We start from the raw sequence: 18,287 nt of genomic DNA on the forward strand, positions 1-18,287 counted from the left end.
TCTTCGGCCGTTATAGTGTATATGCACAGTGTAATTGCACAGATGAGGTTGCGATGCATGAACCTATTGTCGTCACGGGCCTTGGCGCGGTGTCCCCTCTCGGGGCCGGCGTCGCCACGAACTGGCGCAGATTGATCGCCGGGCAAAGCGGCATCCGCGCCAACACCCGTTTCGACACGGATGGATGGAAGTGCCGGATCGCGGGCCTCGTCCCCGGGCAGGCGGAAGATCCCGAAGGCTTCAATCCCGAGGCCGCCATGAATCCTCGCGAGCTGCGCAAGACCGATCTCTTCATCCACTACGCCATGGCCGCCGCGCAGGAAGCGCTCGGTCAAGCGAGCTGGCACCCCGAAAGCACGGAAGAGCGGATGCGAACCGCCACCGTGATCGGGACCGGCGTCGGTGGCGTCCCCGCGATCACCGGGGCCAACGAGACGATCCGCACGGCGGGTGTCCGTCGCCTGTCGCCGTTCATCGTGCCGTCCTTCCTGCCGAACCTTGCCGCCGGCCAGGTCTCCATCCGCTTCGGCTTCCATGGTCCCTCGGGCGCGCCGGTCACGGCGTGCGCCGCCTCGGCCCAGGCCATCGGCGACGCCCTGCGCATGATCCGCGCCGGCGAGGTCGACATCGCCCTTTGCGGTGGCGCGGAAGCCTGCGTCGATCCGGTCGCCATCGGTGGCTTCACCGCCGCCAAGGCACTGTCCTTCGACTTCAACGACGAGCCCTGGCGCGCCTCGCGTCCGTTCGACGCCGGTCATGACGGATTCGTCCTGTCCGAAGGGGCGGCGATGCTGGTGATCGAACGGGTGAGCCACGCCGAGCGGCGCGGCGCGCATCCGCTTGCCGTCATCTCCGGTTACGGCACCACGACCGACGCCCATCACATCACCGCGGGATGGGCCGACGGCCGCGAGGCCGCGCGCGCGATGGAAATCGCGCTGGCCTCGGCCGGTCTCGAGCCCGGCGCGATCGGCTACGTCAACGCCCATGCGACCTCGACAGCGGTCGGAGACGCGGCGGAACTCGCCGCGCTGGAAAAGGTCTTCGGTCCCGGCGGCGGCGGCCGGCCGGTCGGATCGACGAAATCGGCCACCGGACACATGCTGGGCGCCGCCGGCGCGATCGAAGCAGTGTTCTCGATCCTCGCCCTTCGCGACCAGATGCTTCCGCCCAGCCTCAACATCGAGCAGCCGATGCCGGAAGCGGAGGGATTCAACCTGATCTCCGAGGGCGCGCGTCCGGCCGAGATCGACCACGCGCTATCCAATGCCTTCGGCTTCGGCGGCGTGAACGCCGCGCTGGTGTTCAGCCGATACCCGTGAGATGCGCCTGTCCTGCCATCTTCCAACGGGCAAGACTATCACCACGACAATGACCGCGGAGCGTCGCATCGGATCATGAGCGCCACTGGAGTGGCGCGCTCCCTTGAGCGAAGCCATGGATCGGCTCCGCTCGGGGCAACGGCAAAGAGTCCGTCGGCGGCTGTCCTACGATGACAGGGGTCACACTCATTGGAGCGCGCCACTTCGCGCGGATACCTCCGCGCTGAAGTGGCGCATCGGATCATGCGCGCCGCATAAGCGCGGAGGTATCCGCGCGTAGTGGCCCGCGCTCCATTGAGGTCAGTTGCCGGATTGCTCGATCGGCGGTGCCTTCGGGGCCGGTTCCTGTGCCGGGCGGGCGAATCGTTCGCGCAGCCATTGGAACACGACGTAGAGCATCGGGATCACGAAGATGCCGAACAGGGCGGCGGCGATCATGCCGCCGAAGACCGGCGAGCCGACGGCGCGACGGCTGGCCGCCCCCGCTCCTTCCGCCACGACCAGCGGCGCCAGTCCCAGGATGAAGGCGAAGCTCGTCATCACGACGGGACGGAAACGCAATCGCGCGCCTTCGATGGCCGCATCGAGGATCGAGGCGCCGTGCCGTCTCTGCTCGACCGCGAACTCGACGATCAGGATGCCGTTCTTGGCCGCCAGCGCCACCAGCACGACGAGACCGATCTGGGCATAGACGTCGAAGGCGAGGCCGAGCCAGGCGACGAAACCGATCGCCCCCAGCACGGCGACGCTGACCGACAGCAGTACCGGGATCGGGATGTTCCAGCTCTCGTACAACGCCACCAGGAACAGGTAGGCGAACAACACGGCCAGGCCGAGCACGATGCCAGTCTGGCCGCTCGCCGCCTTCTCCTGCAGGGCGGTGGCGGTCCATTCGAAGGCATATCCCGGCGGCAAGGTCTGCTTGGAGATGCGTTCCATGGCCGCCAGCGCCTGGCCCGAGCTGTAGCCGGGTTTGGGCGCGCCGTTGATGACGGCGGCGCGGAAGCCGTTGTAGCGAATCATCACCTGCGGCCCCTGCACCAGCCGCGCCTGGGCCACCGCCCGGATCGGCACCATGGCGCCGGCGCTGTTGCGCACATAGACGCGATAGATATCGTCGATGGCGTCGCGGAACCGGCCTTCCGCTTCGATGTTCACCTGCCAGGTGCGGCCGAACAGATTGAAGTCGTTGACGTAGAAGCCGCCCAGCGTCGATTGCAGCGCATTGAAGACGTCGCTCACCTTCACGCCCAGCACCTGCGCCTTGTCGCGATCGATGTCGAGATAGACCTGCGGTGTATCGGCGGCGAAGGTACTGAAGACACCGGCCAGCTCCGGTTGCTGGTTGGCCGCCACCAGCAGCCCGCGCATCACCGCCGCAATGTCGGTCGGAGACTGGCCCTGCAGCGCCTCGAGCACGTACTGGAAGCCGCCCGTGCTGCCCAACCCCAGGATCGGCGGCAGGTTGAAGGGGAACACGATGGCGCCCTGGAGCGCCGCCAGCTTCGGCCGGAGATCGGCGATGATGGCATCGACCTTTTCCGCGGCCGCGGTGCGCTCCTCGTAGGGCTTCAGCCGCACCACGAAGAAGGCGCTGTTGGACGACACGACGTAGTCGATGAAGTTGAGGCCGACCACCGACAGCACGCCCTGCACGCCCGGGATGGGGCGGATCATGCCTTCGACCTGGGCCACGATCTCCTGGGTGCGATTGAGCGAGGCGCCTTCGGGCAATCGCACGGCGGCAAAGAACGCGCCCTGGTCCTCCGCCGGCAGGAAGCTCTGCGGCGTCGACCGGAACAGGCCGAGCGCGGCGCCGGCCACGATCACCACGGCGACGACGCCGAACACGGCCACGCGGACCAGCCGACGGACGATCGCGACATAGCCGTCGCGGACCCGATCGATGCCGCCCATCACCACGCGCATGATGCCGCGATTCGGTGTGCCGCGCTTGAGCAGTACCGAGCACAGGGCCGGGCTGAGCGTCAGCGCATTGATGGCCGAGATGATCATGGCCGTCGACACCGCGACGGCGAACTGGCGGAAGAGCTGGCCACTGATGCCGGGAATGAAGGCCACCGGCACGAACACCGACAGCAGGACCAGCGTGATGGCGATGATCGGTGCGGTGATCTCCGCCATCGCCTTCTTGGTCGCCTGCGGCACCGTGAGATCCGGCTCCTCCTCGATCACACGCTCGACATTCTCGATCACCACGATGGCATCGTCGACGACGATACCGATGGCCAGCACCAACGCCAGCAGCGACACGGTATTGGCCGAATAGCCGATCAGCAGCATCACGGCGAAGGTGCCGACGATCGAGACCGGCACCGCGACCAGCGGGATCAAGGTCGATCGCAGCTTGCCCAGGAACAGGAACACGACCAGGGCCACGAGGACGAAGGCGATCATCAGCGTGTTCACCACCTCCTGGATGGTCGAGGTGACGAAGACGGTCGAATCCCAGAATACGGTGTAGGCCAGGTCGTCGGGGAATCGCTGCTTGAGATCCTCCATCACGTCGCGCACATGCTGCGCCACCTCGACGGCATTGGCGCCCGGCGACTGATAGATGCCGATCGCGGCCGCTTCCGCGCCATTGAAGCGGCTGTAGCGCTCCTGCGACTTGGCCCCGAGATCAGTGCGCGCCACGTCCTTCACGCGCACGATCGAACCGTCGCGGTTGGCGCGCACGATGATGTTGCCGAATTCCTCGGCCTTGGTCAGCCGGCCCTGCGTCTTGATGGTGAGCTGCAGCTGCTGCGATGCCGGCGTCGGGGCCGCGCCGATGCGCCCGAGCGCCGCCTGCACGTTCTGGTTCTGCACCGCCGTCACGATATCGGACGGCGCTAGCCCGAAGGCGGTCAGCCGATCGGGGTCGAGCCACAGCCGGAGCGAATAGTCGAGCGCGCCGAACAGCGTCGCCTGTCCGACGCCGCGTACGCGCGACAGCGGATCGAGGATGTTGATGGTGGCGTAGTTGTTCAGATAGAGCGCGTCATGGCTGTTGTGCGGCGAGTAGATCGTGATGATCTGCAGCAGCGCCGCCGACTTCTTGCGGATCACGAGGCCCTGGCGCTGCACCTCCTGCGGCAGCAGCGGGGTGGCGAGCTGGGCCCGGTTCTGGACGTTCACCGTGTTGATGTCGGGATCGGTGCCGAGGGCGAAGGTGACGTTCAGCGAATAGCTGCCGTCGGCGCCGCTCGTGGACTGGTAATAGATCGCATTGTCGACGCCGGTGATCTGCTGCTCGATGGGCTGCGCCACCGTCGACTCGACAGTCTCGGCATCGGCGCCGGGATAGAGCGTCGTGAGCGATACCTGCGGCGGCACGATGTCGGGGAACTGCGCCACCGGAATGCTGAAGATCGAGATCAGGCCGGCAAGGGTGATGACGATGGAGACGACGAAGGCCAGCCGCGGCCGGTCGATGAAGATGTCCGAGATCATGGTGCTCAGCCCCCGACCGGGGCAGGCAGCATCGTCTCCTGTACGGTCTGGCCGGGCCGGACCTTCTGGATGCCGTCGACGATCACCTTGTCGCCCTCGTTGAGGCCGGAGGTGACCACGACATCGGTATCGAGATTGGGCCCGGTCTTGAGACGCCGCTGCTCGACCCGATGCTGGCCGTCGACGATCAGCGCGTAGTAGCCGGATTGGTCGACCTGCAGCGCCGCCTGCGGGATCACCAGGCGCGGACTCTCACGCCGCTCGCGGATGATGGCGGTGACGAACTGCCCGTCCGACAGGACGCGATGCGGGTTGGGCATGGTCGCGCGCATGATCAGCGTGTCGGTCAGCTGGTCGACCTGCGGATCGGTGAAGTTCCAGGTGCCGCGCTCGGTATAGTCCTCGCCGCTGGACAGCCGCAGCCGGATGTCGATCTTGGACAGCCCGCCGTCGCGCTGGCGGGCGGCGCGGATGGTCTCGAGATCGCGCACGCTCACCGGGAACAGCACATAGACGGGATCCTGGCTGACGATGGTCGCCAGGATGCCGGTCGAGGGATTGACGAGGTTCCCGACCGTATAGGCGGTGCGGCCGATGCGGCCGTCGATCGGCGCGCGGATGTCGGTGTAGTCGAGATTGACCTTGGCCTGCGTGAGCGCGGCCTCGGCCTGCATGATCTTGGCCTTGGAAGTATCGAGCGCGGCCTTGTTCTGGTCGACGGTCGATTGCGGGCTGTACTGGCGCTTGGAGAGATCGAGCTGACGGCTGTACTGGAGCTGGGCGTTGGTCTGTTCCGCCTCGGCCGCGGCCAGATTGGCCTCCGCCTGCTGGACCTGCGCCTGGAACTGCACTTTCTCGATCTGGTAGAGCAGATCGCCCGCCTTCACGTCCTGGCCTTCGCGGAACAGGACCTTCTCCAGGAAGCCTTCGACCCGGGCGCGGACCTCCACCTTCTCTACCGCCTTGACGCGACCGACGAACTCGAACGCCTGGCTCACGCCCTTGAGGCCGGCGGGCCGAACCCCGACCGCCGGTGCCGTGGTTTGAGCGGCAGCGGGCGGCGCAACCTTTTCGCCTCCCCGCATCAGAAACCAGGCCGCTCCGGCAACGACAACGAGCACGACGGCGGCGAATATCCTGAGGCCGGGCGAACGCACCTTCAGGCGGGCGATGGAACGCATCACATCCCTCGTCGAATGCCGCCCGCATGTACGCGCCGGCCGGTTTCCCCGCTCGACGCACCATTACCCGAGTCCACAAATCGGAAAAGCAAATAATTCTGAGGTGCACGCGAATCGCGTTAGTGCAGGACAGCGAAAGCCGGACCTGATTCACATAACGTGACTGTTATATCTTCACCGACCCGATGAAGCCGATGAAGAGGCCTTCCCGCGCGCCGTCCCCTTCTTCGCGGAAGGACTGTGCGGCGGCGGCGTTGCGTGCCCCGCCTTGAGTCCGGCGATCAGATAGGCCGCAAAGGCGCGATAGCTGCGGTCCATCGGCCGCGCCCGGCCGTCCTCCCAGCGCAGGATGAAGGCGTCCCGGCCCAGCAGCTCGGCATGCCGCACCAGGGCTGGATGGGACTCTTTGTCGATGCCGGCGACGCGATCGCGCTGCATGGCTTGCCAGGCTGCGGTGTCCTCGTCGGGTGCCGGCGCCAGCTCGATCGTGACGAAGCCCACCATGCCGGCGACGACGGCGTTATAGGCATCGACGATGGCCGCCCCCTCGTAGCCGGCGCGTTCGAGAGCCCACAGGATGCCGTCGACCATCTCCGCCTGCACGCCGCTATTGGAAACCAGGCGCGCGCCCAGCAGGGGCGCGGCATTCGGATGAGCCCGCACGGCGACCCGGTAGCGCTCGAACAGATCGAGCAGCCAATCGTCCCACGACACGTCGGGACTGCAGCTCGGCGTCACGCCGTCGAGGACACGCGCGGCGATCTCCGCCAGCAGCACGTTCCGCCCCCCCGGCACATGCCAGTAAAGGGCGGTCGGGAAAACCCCGAGTTCGCGCGCGACCTCGCGCAGGCTGAACGCCTCGAGACCGCTGCGGTCGAGACAGGCCAACGCCGCCGTGACGATCTGGTCACGCGTCAGGTCGCCACGCCGGGATTTGGGTTTCGACATTGTTCTCCTGTACACTGAACAAGATTCCTGTACACTGGACAATAACACGATCGATCCAATGCAGACTGCCGGGGAATGAGGCCATGCGCGTCCGTCTAGTCAACGCCGTAATCACCCTTCTGGCCGGTGTCGCGGCCGCGACATCGACTTCGGCGCAGACGCCGTTCCGCATCGGCGTCGTGAACGATCAGTCGGGCGTCTATCAGGACGTCACCGGCCCCGGACAGGCGATCGCGGCGCGCATGGCGGTGGAAGATTTCGGCGGCAAGGTGCTCGGCCGGCCGATCGAGGTCGTGGTCGCCAACGATCAGAACAAGCCCGATATCGGCGCGACGGCGGTCCGTCGCTGGTTTGATGCGGAAGGCGTTTCGGCCGTGATCGGCGGCGGCAACTCCGCCGTCGCCGCCGCCATCCTCACCGTCGCGCGCGAGCGGGGGCGCCCGTTCATGATCGTCGGGGCCGGCAATCCCGACTTCTACGGCAAGCTCTGCACGCCCTACACGACACAATGGGCCTACGACACCTATTCGGCGGCGCAATCGACCGGCAGCTACCTGTCACAAGGCGGCGGCAGCTGGTTCTTCATCACCACCGATTACGCGTTCGGCCACGCGCTGGAACGCGACACGACAGCGGTCGTCAACGCCTCAGGGGGCAAGGTACTGGGCAGCGTGAAGGTGCCGCTCAACACCGCCGACTGGTCGTCCTTCCTGATGCAGGCGCAGTCGTCGGGCGCCAAGACGATCGGGCTCGCCGTCGCTGGCGCCGACCTCATCAACGTGGTGAAGCAGGCCAACGAGTTCGGGTTGACGCGCGGCGGCCAACGCCTGGCCGCGATGATCGCGCTCGCCACCGACGTGGTCGCCCTCGGTCCGGAAGCCTCGGCCGGCCTGATCGGCTCGGAGAGCTTCTACTGGAACGCCAACGAGGCCACCCGTGCCTGGTCGCGGCGCTGGATGGCGCAGCGTCCGGGAAAGGTGCCGCACATGCTGATCGCCTACGCCTACTCCGCGACCTTGCATTATCTCAAAGCCGTGCAGTCCGTCGGCTCCGACGATCCCAAGGCCGTCGTCGCCCGCATGAAGGAAATGCCGGTCGAGGACTTCAACAATCACGGGGTCGCCATCCGCGCCGACGGTCGCGTCATGAACCCGTCCCTGATCCTGCGCGCGCATCCTCCCAAGGACGATCCGCTCGACGTCATGGAGGTGCTGGCGACGGTGCCGGGCGACAAGCTCTATCGGCCCATCGCCGGCAATGGCTGCACGATGGCGGGAGGCTGACGCCATGACGCAACGTCGCTTCGGCTTCCTGATGTTTCCCGCCTTCGGGGAACTCGACCTGATCGGTCCGTGGGAAATGGCGACCATGTGGAACGCCTATGCCGGCGGACCGCAGTGCCTGACCGTCGCGGCCACGGCCGGACCGATCCGCTGCGCCAAGGGCCTCGCCGTCTCTGCCGATGTCGGGTTCGACGATTGTCCCTCTCTCGATTATCTGCTGATCCCCGGCGGCTTCTCCGCCTTCGACGCAGCGCAGGATCCGGAGGTTGTCCGCTTCGTGCGCGAGCGCGCGGCGACGGCGCGCGCCGTGCTCTCGGTCTGCACCGGCGCCTTCATCCTCGCCGCCGCCGGCCTGCTGCGAAACCGGACGGCGACCACGCACTGGAAAGCGCTCGACCGGCTGGCGGCGATGGACGGCATCACCGTGCGGCAGGAACGTTGGGTGCGCGACGGCGCGATCTGGACCAGCGCCGGCGTGTCGGCCGGTATCGACCTGCTGCTGGCCTTCATCGCCGCCGAAGACGGTGACGCCACGGCCGGCACGGTCCAGTTCAATGCCGAGTATTATCCCGAGGGCAAAACCTACGGCGATGCGCATCGCGGGTCGCAAGCGCCGACCTACGTCCGCAGGCTGCCGTGACCAGACTGTCGAGGGAGGCGCTGCGCGGGCGCGCACAAACCGTGCTGGGGCCGCTCGATCCCGCCGTTCTGGGCCCGACGCTGATGCACGAACATCTGCTGTGGGACATCCGCACGCCGACCATGCGCGCCGATCCCGATCAGGGTCCGGAGATCACGCTCTGCAACTGCTTCGCCATCAACTATGGGCAGCGCAAGGCGCCTGCCAACCTTCTCCTCACCTGTGAGGCGACGGCCGCGGACGAGTTGAGGCAGATGGCCCGCGCTGGCGGGCGCACGGTCGTGGAACTCTCTTCGGGCGGCCTCGATCCGCGGCCCAACGGGCTGGCGTCCCTGGCACGGACCACCGGCGTGCACATCGTGATGGGCTGCGGCCATTACGTGGACGAGTACCAGCCCGAGGCGAACCGGACACGCGATGCCGACAGTTTCGCCGCCGAGATGATCGACCAGATCCAGATCGGTGCCTGGAACACCGACGTGCGCGCCGGCATCATCGGCGAGATCGGTTGCCAGGCGCCATGGACCGACCTGGAGAAACGCGTGATGCAGGGCGCCCTGCTGGCGATGGCCGAGACCGGCGCGGCCGTGAACGTGCATCCAGGCCGCGATCCCGACCAGCCGCAGGAGGTGGCGGATTTCGTGCGCGCCGCCGGCGCCGATCCGACGCGCGTCATCGTCAGCCATATCGACCGCACCATCTTCGACGAGGCGCGGCTGTTGCGGCTGGCCGACTGCGGCGTGGTGATCGAGTTCGACCTGTTCGGTCAGGAGCAGTCGTTCTATCCGCTGGCCGATATCGACATGCCGAACGATGCCGTGCGGCTTCGCCTGATCCGCGCCCTGATCGCCCGCGGGCATCTCGACCGCATCGTGATCAGCCACGACATCTGTTACCGTACCCGCCTCAGCTGCTTCGGCGGCCACGGGTACGGGCACATCTTCGCCAACGTCGTCCCGATGATGGCGCGCCGCGGCTTCTCCGAGGACGAGATTGCCGCCATCACCCGTCGCAATCCGGCCCGCTTGCTCACCTTCGTCTGAGGCTGCGCCATGTCCATCACGCTTCCCAACGCCAGTCTCGATGACACGCTCTCCGAGGCCCACGCGCGCTACGAGCGCGCCAATCCGCGGAGCCAGGCCGTTCATCTCGAGGCCTGCAACGCCATGCCGGGCGGCAACACCCGCACGACGCTGTTCCACGGCCCGTTTCCGCTGGCGCTGGAGTCCGGGCAGGGTGGACGGGTGCGCGATGTCGACGGGCACGCCTACATCGACATGATCGGCGAGTATTCGGCCGCCCTCTATGGCCACTCCCACCCGGCGATCCGTGCAGCAGTGGAGGCGGCGCTGGCGCGCGGCCTCAATCTCGGCGGGCACGGCATCGCCGAAGCGCGGTTGGCGCAACTGGTCTGCGCCCGCTTTCCATCGATCGAGCTTGTGCGATTCACCAATTCCGGGACCGAGGCGAACCTGATGGCCGTGGCGACCGCAAAGGCGGCGACCGGACGGAAGCGCGTCATGGTGATGAACGGCGGCTACCATGGCGGGCTGATGTATTTCGGCGGCGGCGGTTCGCCCGTGAACGCCCCGCACGATTACCTGCTGGGACGCTACAACGACGTCGAAGGAACCGTGGCGCTGATCGAGGCACATGGGCCGGAACTCGCCTGCATTCTCGTCGAGCCGATGCTCGGCGCCGGCGGCTGCATTCCCGCCACGCCGGCGTTCCTCGGCGCGGTGCGCGAGGCGGCGAGCCGTGTCGGTGCAGTCCTGATCTTCGACGAGGTGATGACCAGCCGCATGTCGGCCGGCGGACGGCAAGCGATGCTGGGCATCGCTCCCGACATGACCACGCTCGGCAAGTATATCGGCGGCGGCATGAGCTTCGGGGCGTTCGGCGGCAACCGAGACCTGATGGCGCTCTACGATCCGCGTCGGCCGGACGCCCTGCCCCATGGCGGCACGTTCAACAACAACGTCCTCAGCATGGCGGCGGGATATGCCGGCCTCTCGGAAGCCTTCACCCCGGCGGCGGCAGACGCCTTGTTCGCGCGCGGCGAGGCCTTGCGTGCGCGCCTCAATGCGGCGGCCAATGCAGCTGGCATAACGGCGCAATGGACCGGGCTGGGCTCGATGGCCTGCGTGCATTTCGGCATTGCCGGCCCCATCGCCTCGCCGGCCGATCTCGCGGCCGCCGACAAGACGGCGCTGGAGCTGTTCTTCCTCGATATGCTGCATCGCGGCTTCTATCTGGCGCGGCGCGGCATGATCGCGCTCAACCTGATGGTGAGCGAGGAGGAGTGCACGGCCTTCGTCGACGCCTGGCAGGACTTCCTGGCCGAACGCCGGCCCGTGCTTCCCGGATAAGGCCAACGGAGCGACCATGATGACCCGCCGAGTACTGACTGCTGCCGTTCTCGCCGCCGCCGCGGCCGGTGCCTCCGCGCAGGCCACGCCGGCGCCCGCGCGCGGCAAGGAACGCATTGCCCTGCTCATCTATCCAGGCTTCACCGCCCTCGATCTGTTCGGACCGCACAACATGCTCTGCGGACTGATGCCGGAGAAGATCGACCTCGTGGCGAAGACATCCGATCCCGTGATCACCGATACCGGTGTCACGATCGTACCGAGCGCGACCTTCGGCGATATCGCTCCGGGGCTGGACGTGCTGTTCGTGCCCGGCGGCACCAAGGGCACGCTCGCGGCCCTGCAGGATGAGGCGACCCGGGAGTTCGTGGCCCGACAGGGCGCGTCGGCACGCTATGTGACCAGCGTGTGCACCGGCTCCCTGATCCTGGGGGCGGCCGGCCTGCTGCGCGGCTACCGCGCGACCTCGCATTGGGTGGCACGTGACATCCTCTCCGAGTTCGGAGCCCAGCCCGTCGATTCGCGCGTCGTGATCGATCGCAATCGGGTCACGGGCGCCGGCGTTTCGGCCGGACTCGACTTCGGGCTAACTCTGGTGGGATTGCTGCGTGATGCAGGGTACGCGCAGCGCGTCCAGCTGGTGGCCGAATACGATCCCCATCCGCCGTTCGATGCCGGTACGCCGGCCAAGGCGCCGGCCGACGTGACTGCCGATATGCGCACCATGTTCGCCCCCTTTGCCGCGGAAGCCCTTAAGGCGGCGCGGGCATACAAATAACGAGGCCATCCGGCGGGATTCAGCCCACGACGCCCCCGGCTGGCACGATTCGTGCTGCCAGACCGGCATGACCGTGATCGACAGGCCCCCGGCGCCTGCCCAGCCGGATTTCATCTCCTACATTCCCAGTGACGCGCCCTTTGACGAGGACCAGCGCGCCTGGCTGAACGGCTTCCTTGCCGGCTATCTGTCGGTACTGCCCGCGGCCGCCCCCGATGCGGCTGGGTCGGCCCCGAGGGCGGAGGCCGACGACGACGAGGCGCCCTGGCACGATCCGACGATTACCCTCGCCGAGCGCATGGAGATGGCCAAGGACCGGCCCCTGCCGCGGCGGATGATGGCGGCGATGGCCCAGCAGGATTGCGGTCAGTGCGGCTACACCTGCGAGACCTATGCCAACGAGATTTCGCAGCAAGCCGAGGAACGGCTGAACCTGTGCGTGCCGGGCGGCAAGGAAACGGCGCGCATGCTCAAGAAGCTCATCGAGGAGATGGGCGGCGGGGCCACCGACCCGGATGAGGAGAAAGCCAAGGCAGAAGCGAAGGCCGCCAGCCGGCTCGCCTCCAAGTCGCCCGCGATGCGCGGCTACTCGCGCGAGATGCCGGTCGAGGCGCGGTTCCTGTCACGCACCCTTCTGAACAAGGGCGCCTCCGAAAAGTCGACCTGGCACATCGAGTTCGATCTGGCCGGCTCTGGCCTGGACTATACGGTCGGCGACAGTTTCGGGGTCTATCCCCGAAACGATCCGGCCCTCGTCTCGGCAGTCATCGAGGCGATCAATGCGCCGGCCGATTTCCCGATCGCCGGCAAGACGCTGGCGGAAGTCCTGACGGAAGACATGTCGCTCGGCCCGGCACCCGACATGCTGTTCGAACTGATCTCCTACATGGTCGGGGGCGAGCGCAAGGCGAAGGCCAAGGCGCTGGCCCAGGGCGACGATCCGGATGGCGACGCGGCCACGCTCGACGTGCTGGCGGCGGTCCGCAAGTTTCCCGGCATCCGTCCCGATCCCGAGGCGTTCGTCGAGTGCCTGGAGGGGCTGCAGCCCCGACTCTATTCCATCTCCTCCTCGCCCAAGGTCGATCCCAACCGGCTCACCCTCACTGTCGACCATGTGCGCTACGAGATCGAAGGCGAAGGTCGCATGCGGCTGGGCGTGGCCTCGACCTTCCTGTCGAGTAGCATTGCACCCGGCACTGCGCTCAAGGTGTACGTCCAGCGCGCGCACAACTTCGCCCTGCCGGCCGATTCGGCAACACCGATCATTATGGTCGGTCCCGGCACCGGCGTCGCCCCCTTCCGCGCCTTCCTGCACGAGCGGCTGGCGATGAAGGCGCCGGGTGAGGCCTGGCTGTTCTTCGGTCATCAGCGCCGGCACTGCGACTTCTTCTACGAAGAGGAATTCGCGGGCCTGCAGAGCTCAAAGGCGCTGACGCGACTGTCCCTGGCCTGGTCGCGCGACACCAACATGCCCAAGACCTATGTGCAGGACCGCATGCGGGAGGAAGGCCCCGAACTGTGGGCATGGCTGCAGCGCGGCGCCCACTTCTACGTGTGCGGCGATGCCAAGCGCATGGCCGCCGATGTCGAGAAGGCGATGGTCTCCATTGCCGCCGAGCACGGACAGATGGGCGAGCCCCAGGCCAAGGCTTTCGTTGCCGACTTGAAGAAGTGCGGCCGCTACCAGGCTGACGTATATTGAAACTCGATTCTCGTTGCGTCCAAAGCGGTGATGCTGGCCAATGCACAGCCTGACGGAGCGCGTCTTCTCGGAACCTTCCTGCGCGCTCACCGAACCCATCTCGCTCCGGAAACGGTAGGCATTGCGCCATCCCGTACGCGCCGGACACCGGGCTTGAGGCGGGAAGAAGTCGCTGCCCTCGCGGGTGTCGGCGTTGCCTGGTACACGTGGCTGGAGCAAGGGCGGGTCCAGGCCTCGAAACAGGTATTGGAGGCAATCGGCCGTGCGCTGCGCCTCGGCCACGGCTCCTTCCGCTATATGCTCGAGCTCGGTGGCTACGCGCCGCGCGGCACGGAAACCGGTAATGGTACTGACTGCCAAGCATCGCCCGCTTCGAGAGAGCACGCACGCTTCATTGTCGAGGATTGGCGCCACGGACCAGCATTCGTGCTGGATCGGTGGTTCGATATCGTTGCGTGGAACCAGAGCTACGAGGTCATCTGGCAAGATCCGCGTGCGCAACCGAACTTCATGATCGCGCTTGCAGCATCCGGCGCCGTGGGTACGCGGCTCGGCACGGAGCACCGGACCGTGCTGCGCCAGCATCTTCCACGTTTTCGGGCGCAGACCGCCGCTCATCGCGCCGTTGCACGCGTCGACGAGATCTACCTCGAACTCGAACGATCGACGCCAGACCTCGCCGACTGGTGGATCTGTCAGAGCATGGACGCCGCCAGCCAAATCGAATTCACCATCCGCCTGGGTGACAGCATGATCCGTCTGTCCCAAGCATTCCTGAGGATCAGCGAATCCAGTCTGACGATTGTCCTGCAGCGTGCGGAGAGCGAGACCGACGCCTTGGCTCTCGCCGCCTTTTGCCGGCGACCAACATAGAGCGGCGCCCCGTCCAGGCATGCCACCGGACGACCCAGTGAGTCCTGATCATACGATGAGCCGAGAACTGGTTGGCATTCCCTCAGCCCTCTAGCGTCACGGCGTTCATCCGTCGGGCTCAAAAGTAGGGGCATCATGACAACCTGTTCAAAGCGCAGTTCGGTCAAAGGGCCGGCGATGATAGATCGCCGTTCCCTCCTGGCGTGCGGAAGCGCGGTAACCGCCACCGTCCTTTTCACTGGCGCCGAGGCATCGCCGGGATCAACGGCGGCACCCCCAGACATATACGGTCTCGATGCCACCGCCCTTCAGCAGATGCTGACGCGCGGCGAGACGACTTCGGTCGGGCTCGTGATCTCTTACCTTCAGCGAATCGCCGCCTACGAATTCGCCTACGGCGATCAGCTTGGCATCAATGCGATTTCCAATCTCAATGCCAACGCCTTGGCCGAAGCCCGCCAACGCGACGAGGAGAAAGCCCAGGGCAAGCAACGCGGTCCCCTTCACGGCATCCCGATTCTGGTCAAGGACGTCGTCGACGTGAGAGGATTGCCGACCACCGGATCGCTCGAAGCGCTTCGCAATTTTGTCCCCGCCGAAGATGCCACTCAAATCCGCCTGCTGCGAGAAGCAGGCGCAATCGTCCTCGGCAAGACGAATGTCCTCGGAGTCGACGGCCGCGGCGCCGGATCGTTCGGAGGCGATACCCGCAACCCCTATGACCAGTCGCGTCATCCCGGCTTCAGCAGCGGCGGCGCTGCAGCCGCGGTTGCTGCAGGCTTCGCACCCATCTCGATCGCCGAAGATACCTTCGGCTCGATCCGCATTCCCGCCTCGCTGACCAATCTCGTCGGCCTGCGCCCAACCATTGGACTGACCAGCGCCAATGGTCTTCAACGACTGACATGGACGTACGACACGCTTGGTCCTATCGCCCTGTCGGTCCGCGATATTGCGCTGGTGTTGGATGCCACTGTGCGCCCCGACCGCAAAGATCCGGTGAGCGCAAAGGATGCCGCGGTGCCCGCGGGAGGCTATGGTCGTTTTCTCGACGTGGGCTTCCTGCGCGGGAAGCGCTTGGGCGTCATCGGCGCTCTCTTCGCCTCCGGAACGCCGGCACAGGTCGCCACAAGCGAAGCCGTTCGCTCTGCCCTCGCCGAGATGGAACGCCAGGGCGCCACCATCGTCGAGGCGACGCTGCCTGCCGACATGATGCAGGTCTATGGCACGATCGGGCGCAAGATCATCTCCTACGAAATCCCGAAAGCGCTGAACGCCTACTTCGGGACCACGGTCGGCGCCAATGCAGGCCTCGCCGCACTGGCCCCGCCATCGGACAGGATCACTCGCGCCGACCTCCTGGTTTATTCAGGCGAGATCAATGCTTCCGATACCGACGCAACTACAAGGGCCGACGAGTCGTCGGTCAGCGAGGCTGACTACAAGGATGCCCTTGCCGCGGCGGAAAAGTACAAGCGGCTCCTTGTCCGTTACATGGTCGACAATCACTTCGACGCCTTGGCCTATCCCAGCATGCAGCAGCCGGCGAGCAAGATCGGTGTGTCCGATCCGTTCGATCAGGAGAAGCTTGCCGCCACCGCCGGCTTCCCGGCCCTTAGTCTGCCTGCGGGTTTCGTTGAAGGCCTGCCCGTCGGCATCGAACTCATGGGATTACCATTTACCGAGGCCAAGTTGCTCGGCATGGGATACGCCTTCGAGCAGGCCACGCAGCATCGCAAGCTGCCGGCGACGACGCCGGCCCTCATGACCGGTCAGGTCTCTCGTCGCTAATCGAGGCCAACGAACCGTCTGTGTGCCTACTCCAACGGATCACAATCCATGGTAGTGTTTCTCCCGAAAAAAGGGAGAACGCCATGGATCACTCAGCGCAGCAGCATGCGGGCCGAAGCCATGAAAAGATGCGCGAGGTCCTCATGCATCCGGATGCTCCGGGACCGGCGATCCACTACCACATGATCCGCGGCGGCTCGGGCGCGCGCAACATTACCGTCTGGCAGCCCGGAACGGTGGGAGCCGAGTACATCAAGACCTACGGCCATTACCACGTCGGCGCACTCGACGAAGTCTATTGGACGCTGCAGGGCGAAGGTGTGGCCATTATCCAGAAGCGGGCCGAGGGCGCTGACGGCCCGATCGACGACGAGATCGAAGATGCCTATGCCGTGCATGTACGGCCGGGTGATGCGCTGTACATGCCGCCGGGATGGGGGCATCTCGTGGTGAATGTCGGCCCGACCTTCTTCGTCACGGCCGACGATTCGCCGGTGGATTTCGGCGAAAGCGATGGCGTCTCCCTGCCCGGCCATGCCGACTACGAGCCGGTCAGGCGGATGCGGGGCTTCGCTTATTATGTCGTCGACGAGGCGGGGAAGCCGAGGCTCGTCCCCAACCCGCTCTATCGCAGGGCGCCGGATATTCGCATCATTGCCGCCGCCGACTACCCGCTCAAACGCGAAAGCTGACGTACGCGCCTGCGGCTCAGAACGATTATCCCGGCGTGCGGCAAGGGGCGTGTCCGGAATGCTTCAGTGGACGACAAATCGGTCACGCCGCCCCTCTTCGGGCTCTTAGCCCATTGCGCGCCGGGCGGTTCTCTGGCCCCATGCCCGAGCGCCAGAGATCAGGCAATCGGCTGGGAGCCCCGCTCGAAGTCGGTGCTGGTTTGCGGCGCACAAAGGTATTCAACGTCGGCCCATCGCCCCGCCAGTTCTGAATGAAGAAATTCGCCTTCGCCCTTCTGGCGCTCAGCGCAAGCGTTACTACCGCCCAGGCCGAGTCGATCATCGTTCTCAACTCCGAGGATGCCTCGTACAGCATTCTCGACCGGGCCACGCGCATGGAGGTGCAGCGCCTGCCGCTCGGGCGCGAGCCGCACCACCTGATCCTTACGCCGAACGGCAAGGAAGTGCTGCTGGCGTCCACCTTCACCAACGAGCTGGTGGCGCTCGACACGCGCACGCTCGAGCGCCGCTATGTGGTGCGCGACATCATCGACCCCTACCAGTTGGGTTTCAGCCCCGACGGCAAGTGGATGGTCACCGCCGCCAACCGGCTCGACCATGTCGATATCTACCAGACCGACGGCTACAAGCTGGCGGGCCGGATTTTCCTCGACAGCATCCCGAGCCACATCGCCTTCGACGCCGCCTCGCGCACGACATTCGTCACGCTGCAGGAAAGCGGCCGCGTCGCGGCCCTCGACCTGGCGACCCAGACCATCAAGTGGAATGTCGAGGTCGGCAAGGCGCCGGCCGGCATCGTCATGCTGCCCGACGACAAGCGGCTCCTGGTGGCGCTGACGGGAGAGGAATCGGTCCTGACCGTCGATCCCAAGGACGGTTCGGTCATCGGTCGCCTGCCGACCGGCAAGGCGGCTCACAATTTCCGCGTCAAGGACAACCGCTACTATTTCCTCAGTAACCGCGTCGGCAGCACGGTGTCCCTGATCGACACGCAGGAGATGAAGGTCGTGGCCAGCATCAAGGTCCCCGGCGGCCCCGACGACATGGACATCACGCCCGATGGCAAGGAGCTGTGGGTGACGCAGCGCTTCCTGCGCCGCATCGCGATCATCGACATCGCCGAGATGAAGATGATCGGCAGCGTGCGCGTCGGCAAGTCGCCGCACGGCCTGATCATCCTGAAGACCGACCCCGCCGCCGTACCGAACAAGCTGCGCTCGGCCTCGATCGAGCCCAGCCCGAAATAGCGGCG

Annotated in this window: 14 protein-coding genes; 11 read left to right on the top strand and 3 right to left on the bottom strand. The window is 66.1% G+C overall.

What is annotated here, in order from left to right; genetic code table 11:
• Positions 1 to 53: 53 nt before the first annotated feature.
• Positions 54 to 1,322 carry a beta-ketoacyl-ACP synthase II gene (fabF, locus tag B5D62_RS09625; protein WP_085933670.1) on the top strand — a complete coding sequence of 423 codons (1,269 nt, stop codon included), beginning with the start codon at positions 54 to 56 and terminating at the stop codon, positions 1,320 to 1,322.
• Positions 1,323 to 1,622: 300 nt separating this feature from the next.
• On the opposite strand, the gene B5D62_RS09630 is transcribed toward fabF, so the two are convergent.
• The 3 genes from B5D62_RS09630 to B5D62_RS09640 form a co-directional block, all read right to left on the bottom strand.
• Positions 1,623 to 4,778 (bottom strand): efflux RND transporter permease subunit, encoded by a 3,156-nt coding sequence (locus tag B5D62_RS09630; RefSeq protein ID WP_085933671.1) that lies wholly within the window; start codon positions 4,776 to 4,778, stop codon positions 1,623 to 1,625.
• 5 nt (positions 4,779 to 4,783) lie between these two features.
• A complete protein-coding gene (locus B5D62_RS09635) occupies positions 4,784 to 5,959 on the bottom strand; it encodes an efflux RND transporter periplasmic adaptor subunit (RefSeq protein ID WP_085933672.1) in 1,176 nt (391 codons plus the stop codon).
• 174 nt (positions 5,960 to 6,133) lie between these two features.
• The gene (locus B5D62_RS09640; protein ID WP_085933673.1) at positions 6,134 to 6,907 is read right to left on the bottom strand and encodes a TetR family transcriptional regulator; all 774 of its coding nucleotides are present in this window, start codon (positions 6,905 to 6,907) and stop codon (positions 6,134 to 6,136) included.
• A gap of 83 nt (positions 6,908 to 6,990) precedes the next feature.
• Here B5D62_RS09640 and B5D62_RS09645 point away from each other — a divergent pair, with 83 nt between their 5' ends.
• The 10 genes from B5D62_RS09645 (at position 6,991) to B5D62_RS09690 (ending at position 18,282) form a co-directional block, all read left to right on the top strand.
• Positions 6,991 to 8,190, top strand: a complete 1,200-nt coding sequence (locus B5D62_RS09645; protein ID WP_085933674.1) for an ABC transporter substrate-binding protein — start codon at positions 6,991 to 6,993, stop codon at positions 8,188 to 8,190.
• Between the two features lie 4 nt (positions 8,191 to 8,194).
• Entirely contained in the window at positions 8,195 to 8,830 is a 636-nt protein-coding gene (locus B5D62_RS09650; protein ID WP_085933675.1) for a DJ-1/PfpI family protein, read from the top strand.
• A complete protein-coding gene (locus tag B5D62_RS09655; protein WP_218191019.1) occupies positions 8,827 to 9,873 on the top strand; it encodes a phosphotriesterase family protein in 1,047 nt (348 codons plus the stop codon). The genes B5D62_RS09650 and B5D62_RS09655 overlap by 4 nt, the downstream gene beginning before the upstream one ends.
• 9 nt (positions 9,874 to 9,882) lie before the next feature.
• Entirely contained in the window at positions 9,883 to 11,199 is a 1,317-nt protein-coding gene (locus B5D62_RS09660; protein ID WP_085933676.1) for an aspartate aminotransferase family protein, read from the top strand.
• Between the two features lie 16 nt (positions 11,200 to 11,215).
• The gene (locus tag B5D62_RS09665) at positions 11,216 to 11,977 is read left to right on the top strand and encodes a DJ-1/PfpI family protein (protein WP_085933677.1); all 762 of its coding nucleotides are present in this window, start codon (positions 11,216 to 11,218) and stop codon (positions 11,975 to 11,977) included.
• Between the two features lie 67 nt (positions 11,978 to 12,044).
• On the top strand, positions 12,045 to 13,679 hold the full coding sequence (locus B5D62_RS09670; protein ID WP_085933678.1) for a sulfite reductase subunit alpha: 1,635 nt from the start codon (positions 12,045 to 12,047) through the stop codon (positions 13,677 to 13,679).
• Between the two features lie 30 nt (positions 13,680 to 13,709).
• Positions 13,710 to 14,552: a helix-turn-helix domain-containing protein gene (locus B5D62_RS09675; protein ID WP_085933679.1), complete on the top strand. Its 843-nt coding sequence runs from the start codon at positions 13,710 to 13,712 to the stop codon at positions 14,550 to 14,552.
• A 135-nt stretch (positions 14,553 to 14,687) separates the two neighbouring features.
• Positions 14,688 to 16,343, top strand: a complete 1,656-nt coding sequence (locus B5D62_RS09680) for an amidase (protein ID WP_085933680.1) — start codon at positions 14,688 to 14,690, stop codon at positions 16,341 to 16,343.
• Positions 16,344 to 16,426: 83 nt separating this feature from the next.
• Positions 16,427 to 17,035, top strand: a complete 609-nt coding sequence (locus tag B5D62_RS09685; RefSeq protein ID WP_085933681.1) for a glucose-6-phosphate isomerase family protein — start codon at positions 16,427 to 16,429, stop codon at positions 17,033 to 17,035.
• Positions 17,036 to 17,286: 251 nt separating this feature from the next.
• Positions 17,287 to 18,282 carry a YncE family protein gene (locus tag B5D62_RS09690; protein WP_139373823.1) on the top strand — a complete coding sequence of 332 codons (996 nt, stop codon included), beginning with the start codon at positions 17,287 to 17,289 and terminating at the stop codon, positions 18,280 to 18,282.
• The last annotated feature ends 5 nt before the right edge of the window (positions 18,283 to 18,287 follow it).

The sequence above is a fragment of the Enhydrobacter aerosaccus genome (genome assembly GCF_900167455.1).
Classification (GTDB): Bacteria; Pseudomonadota; Alphaproteobacteria; order Reyranellales; family Reyranellaceae; genus Reyranella; species Reyranella aerosaccus.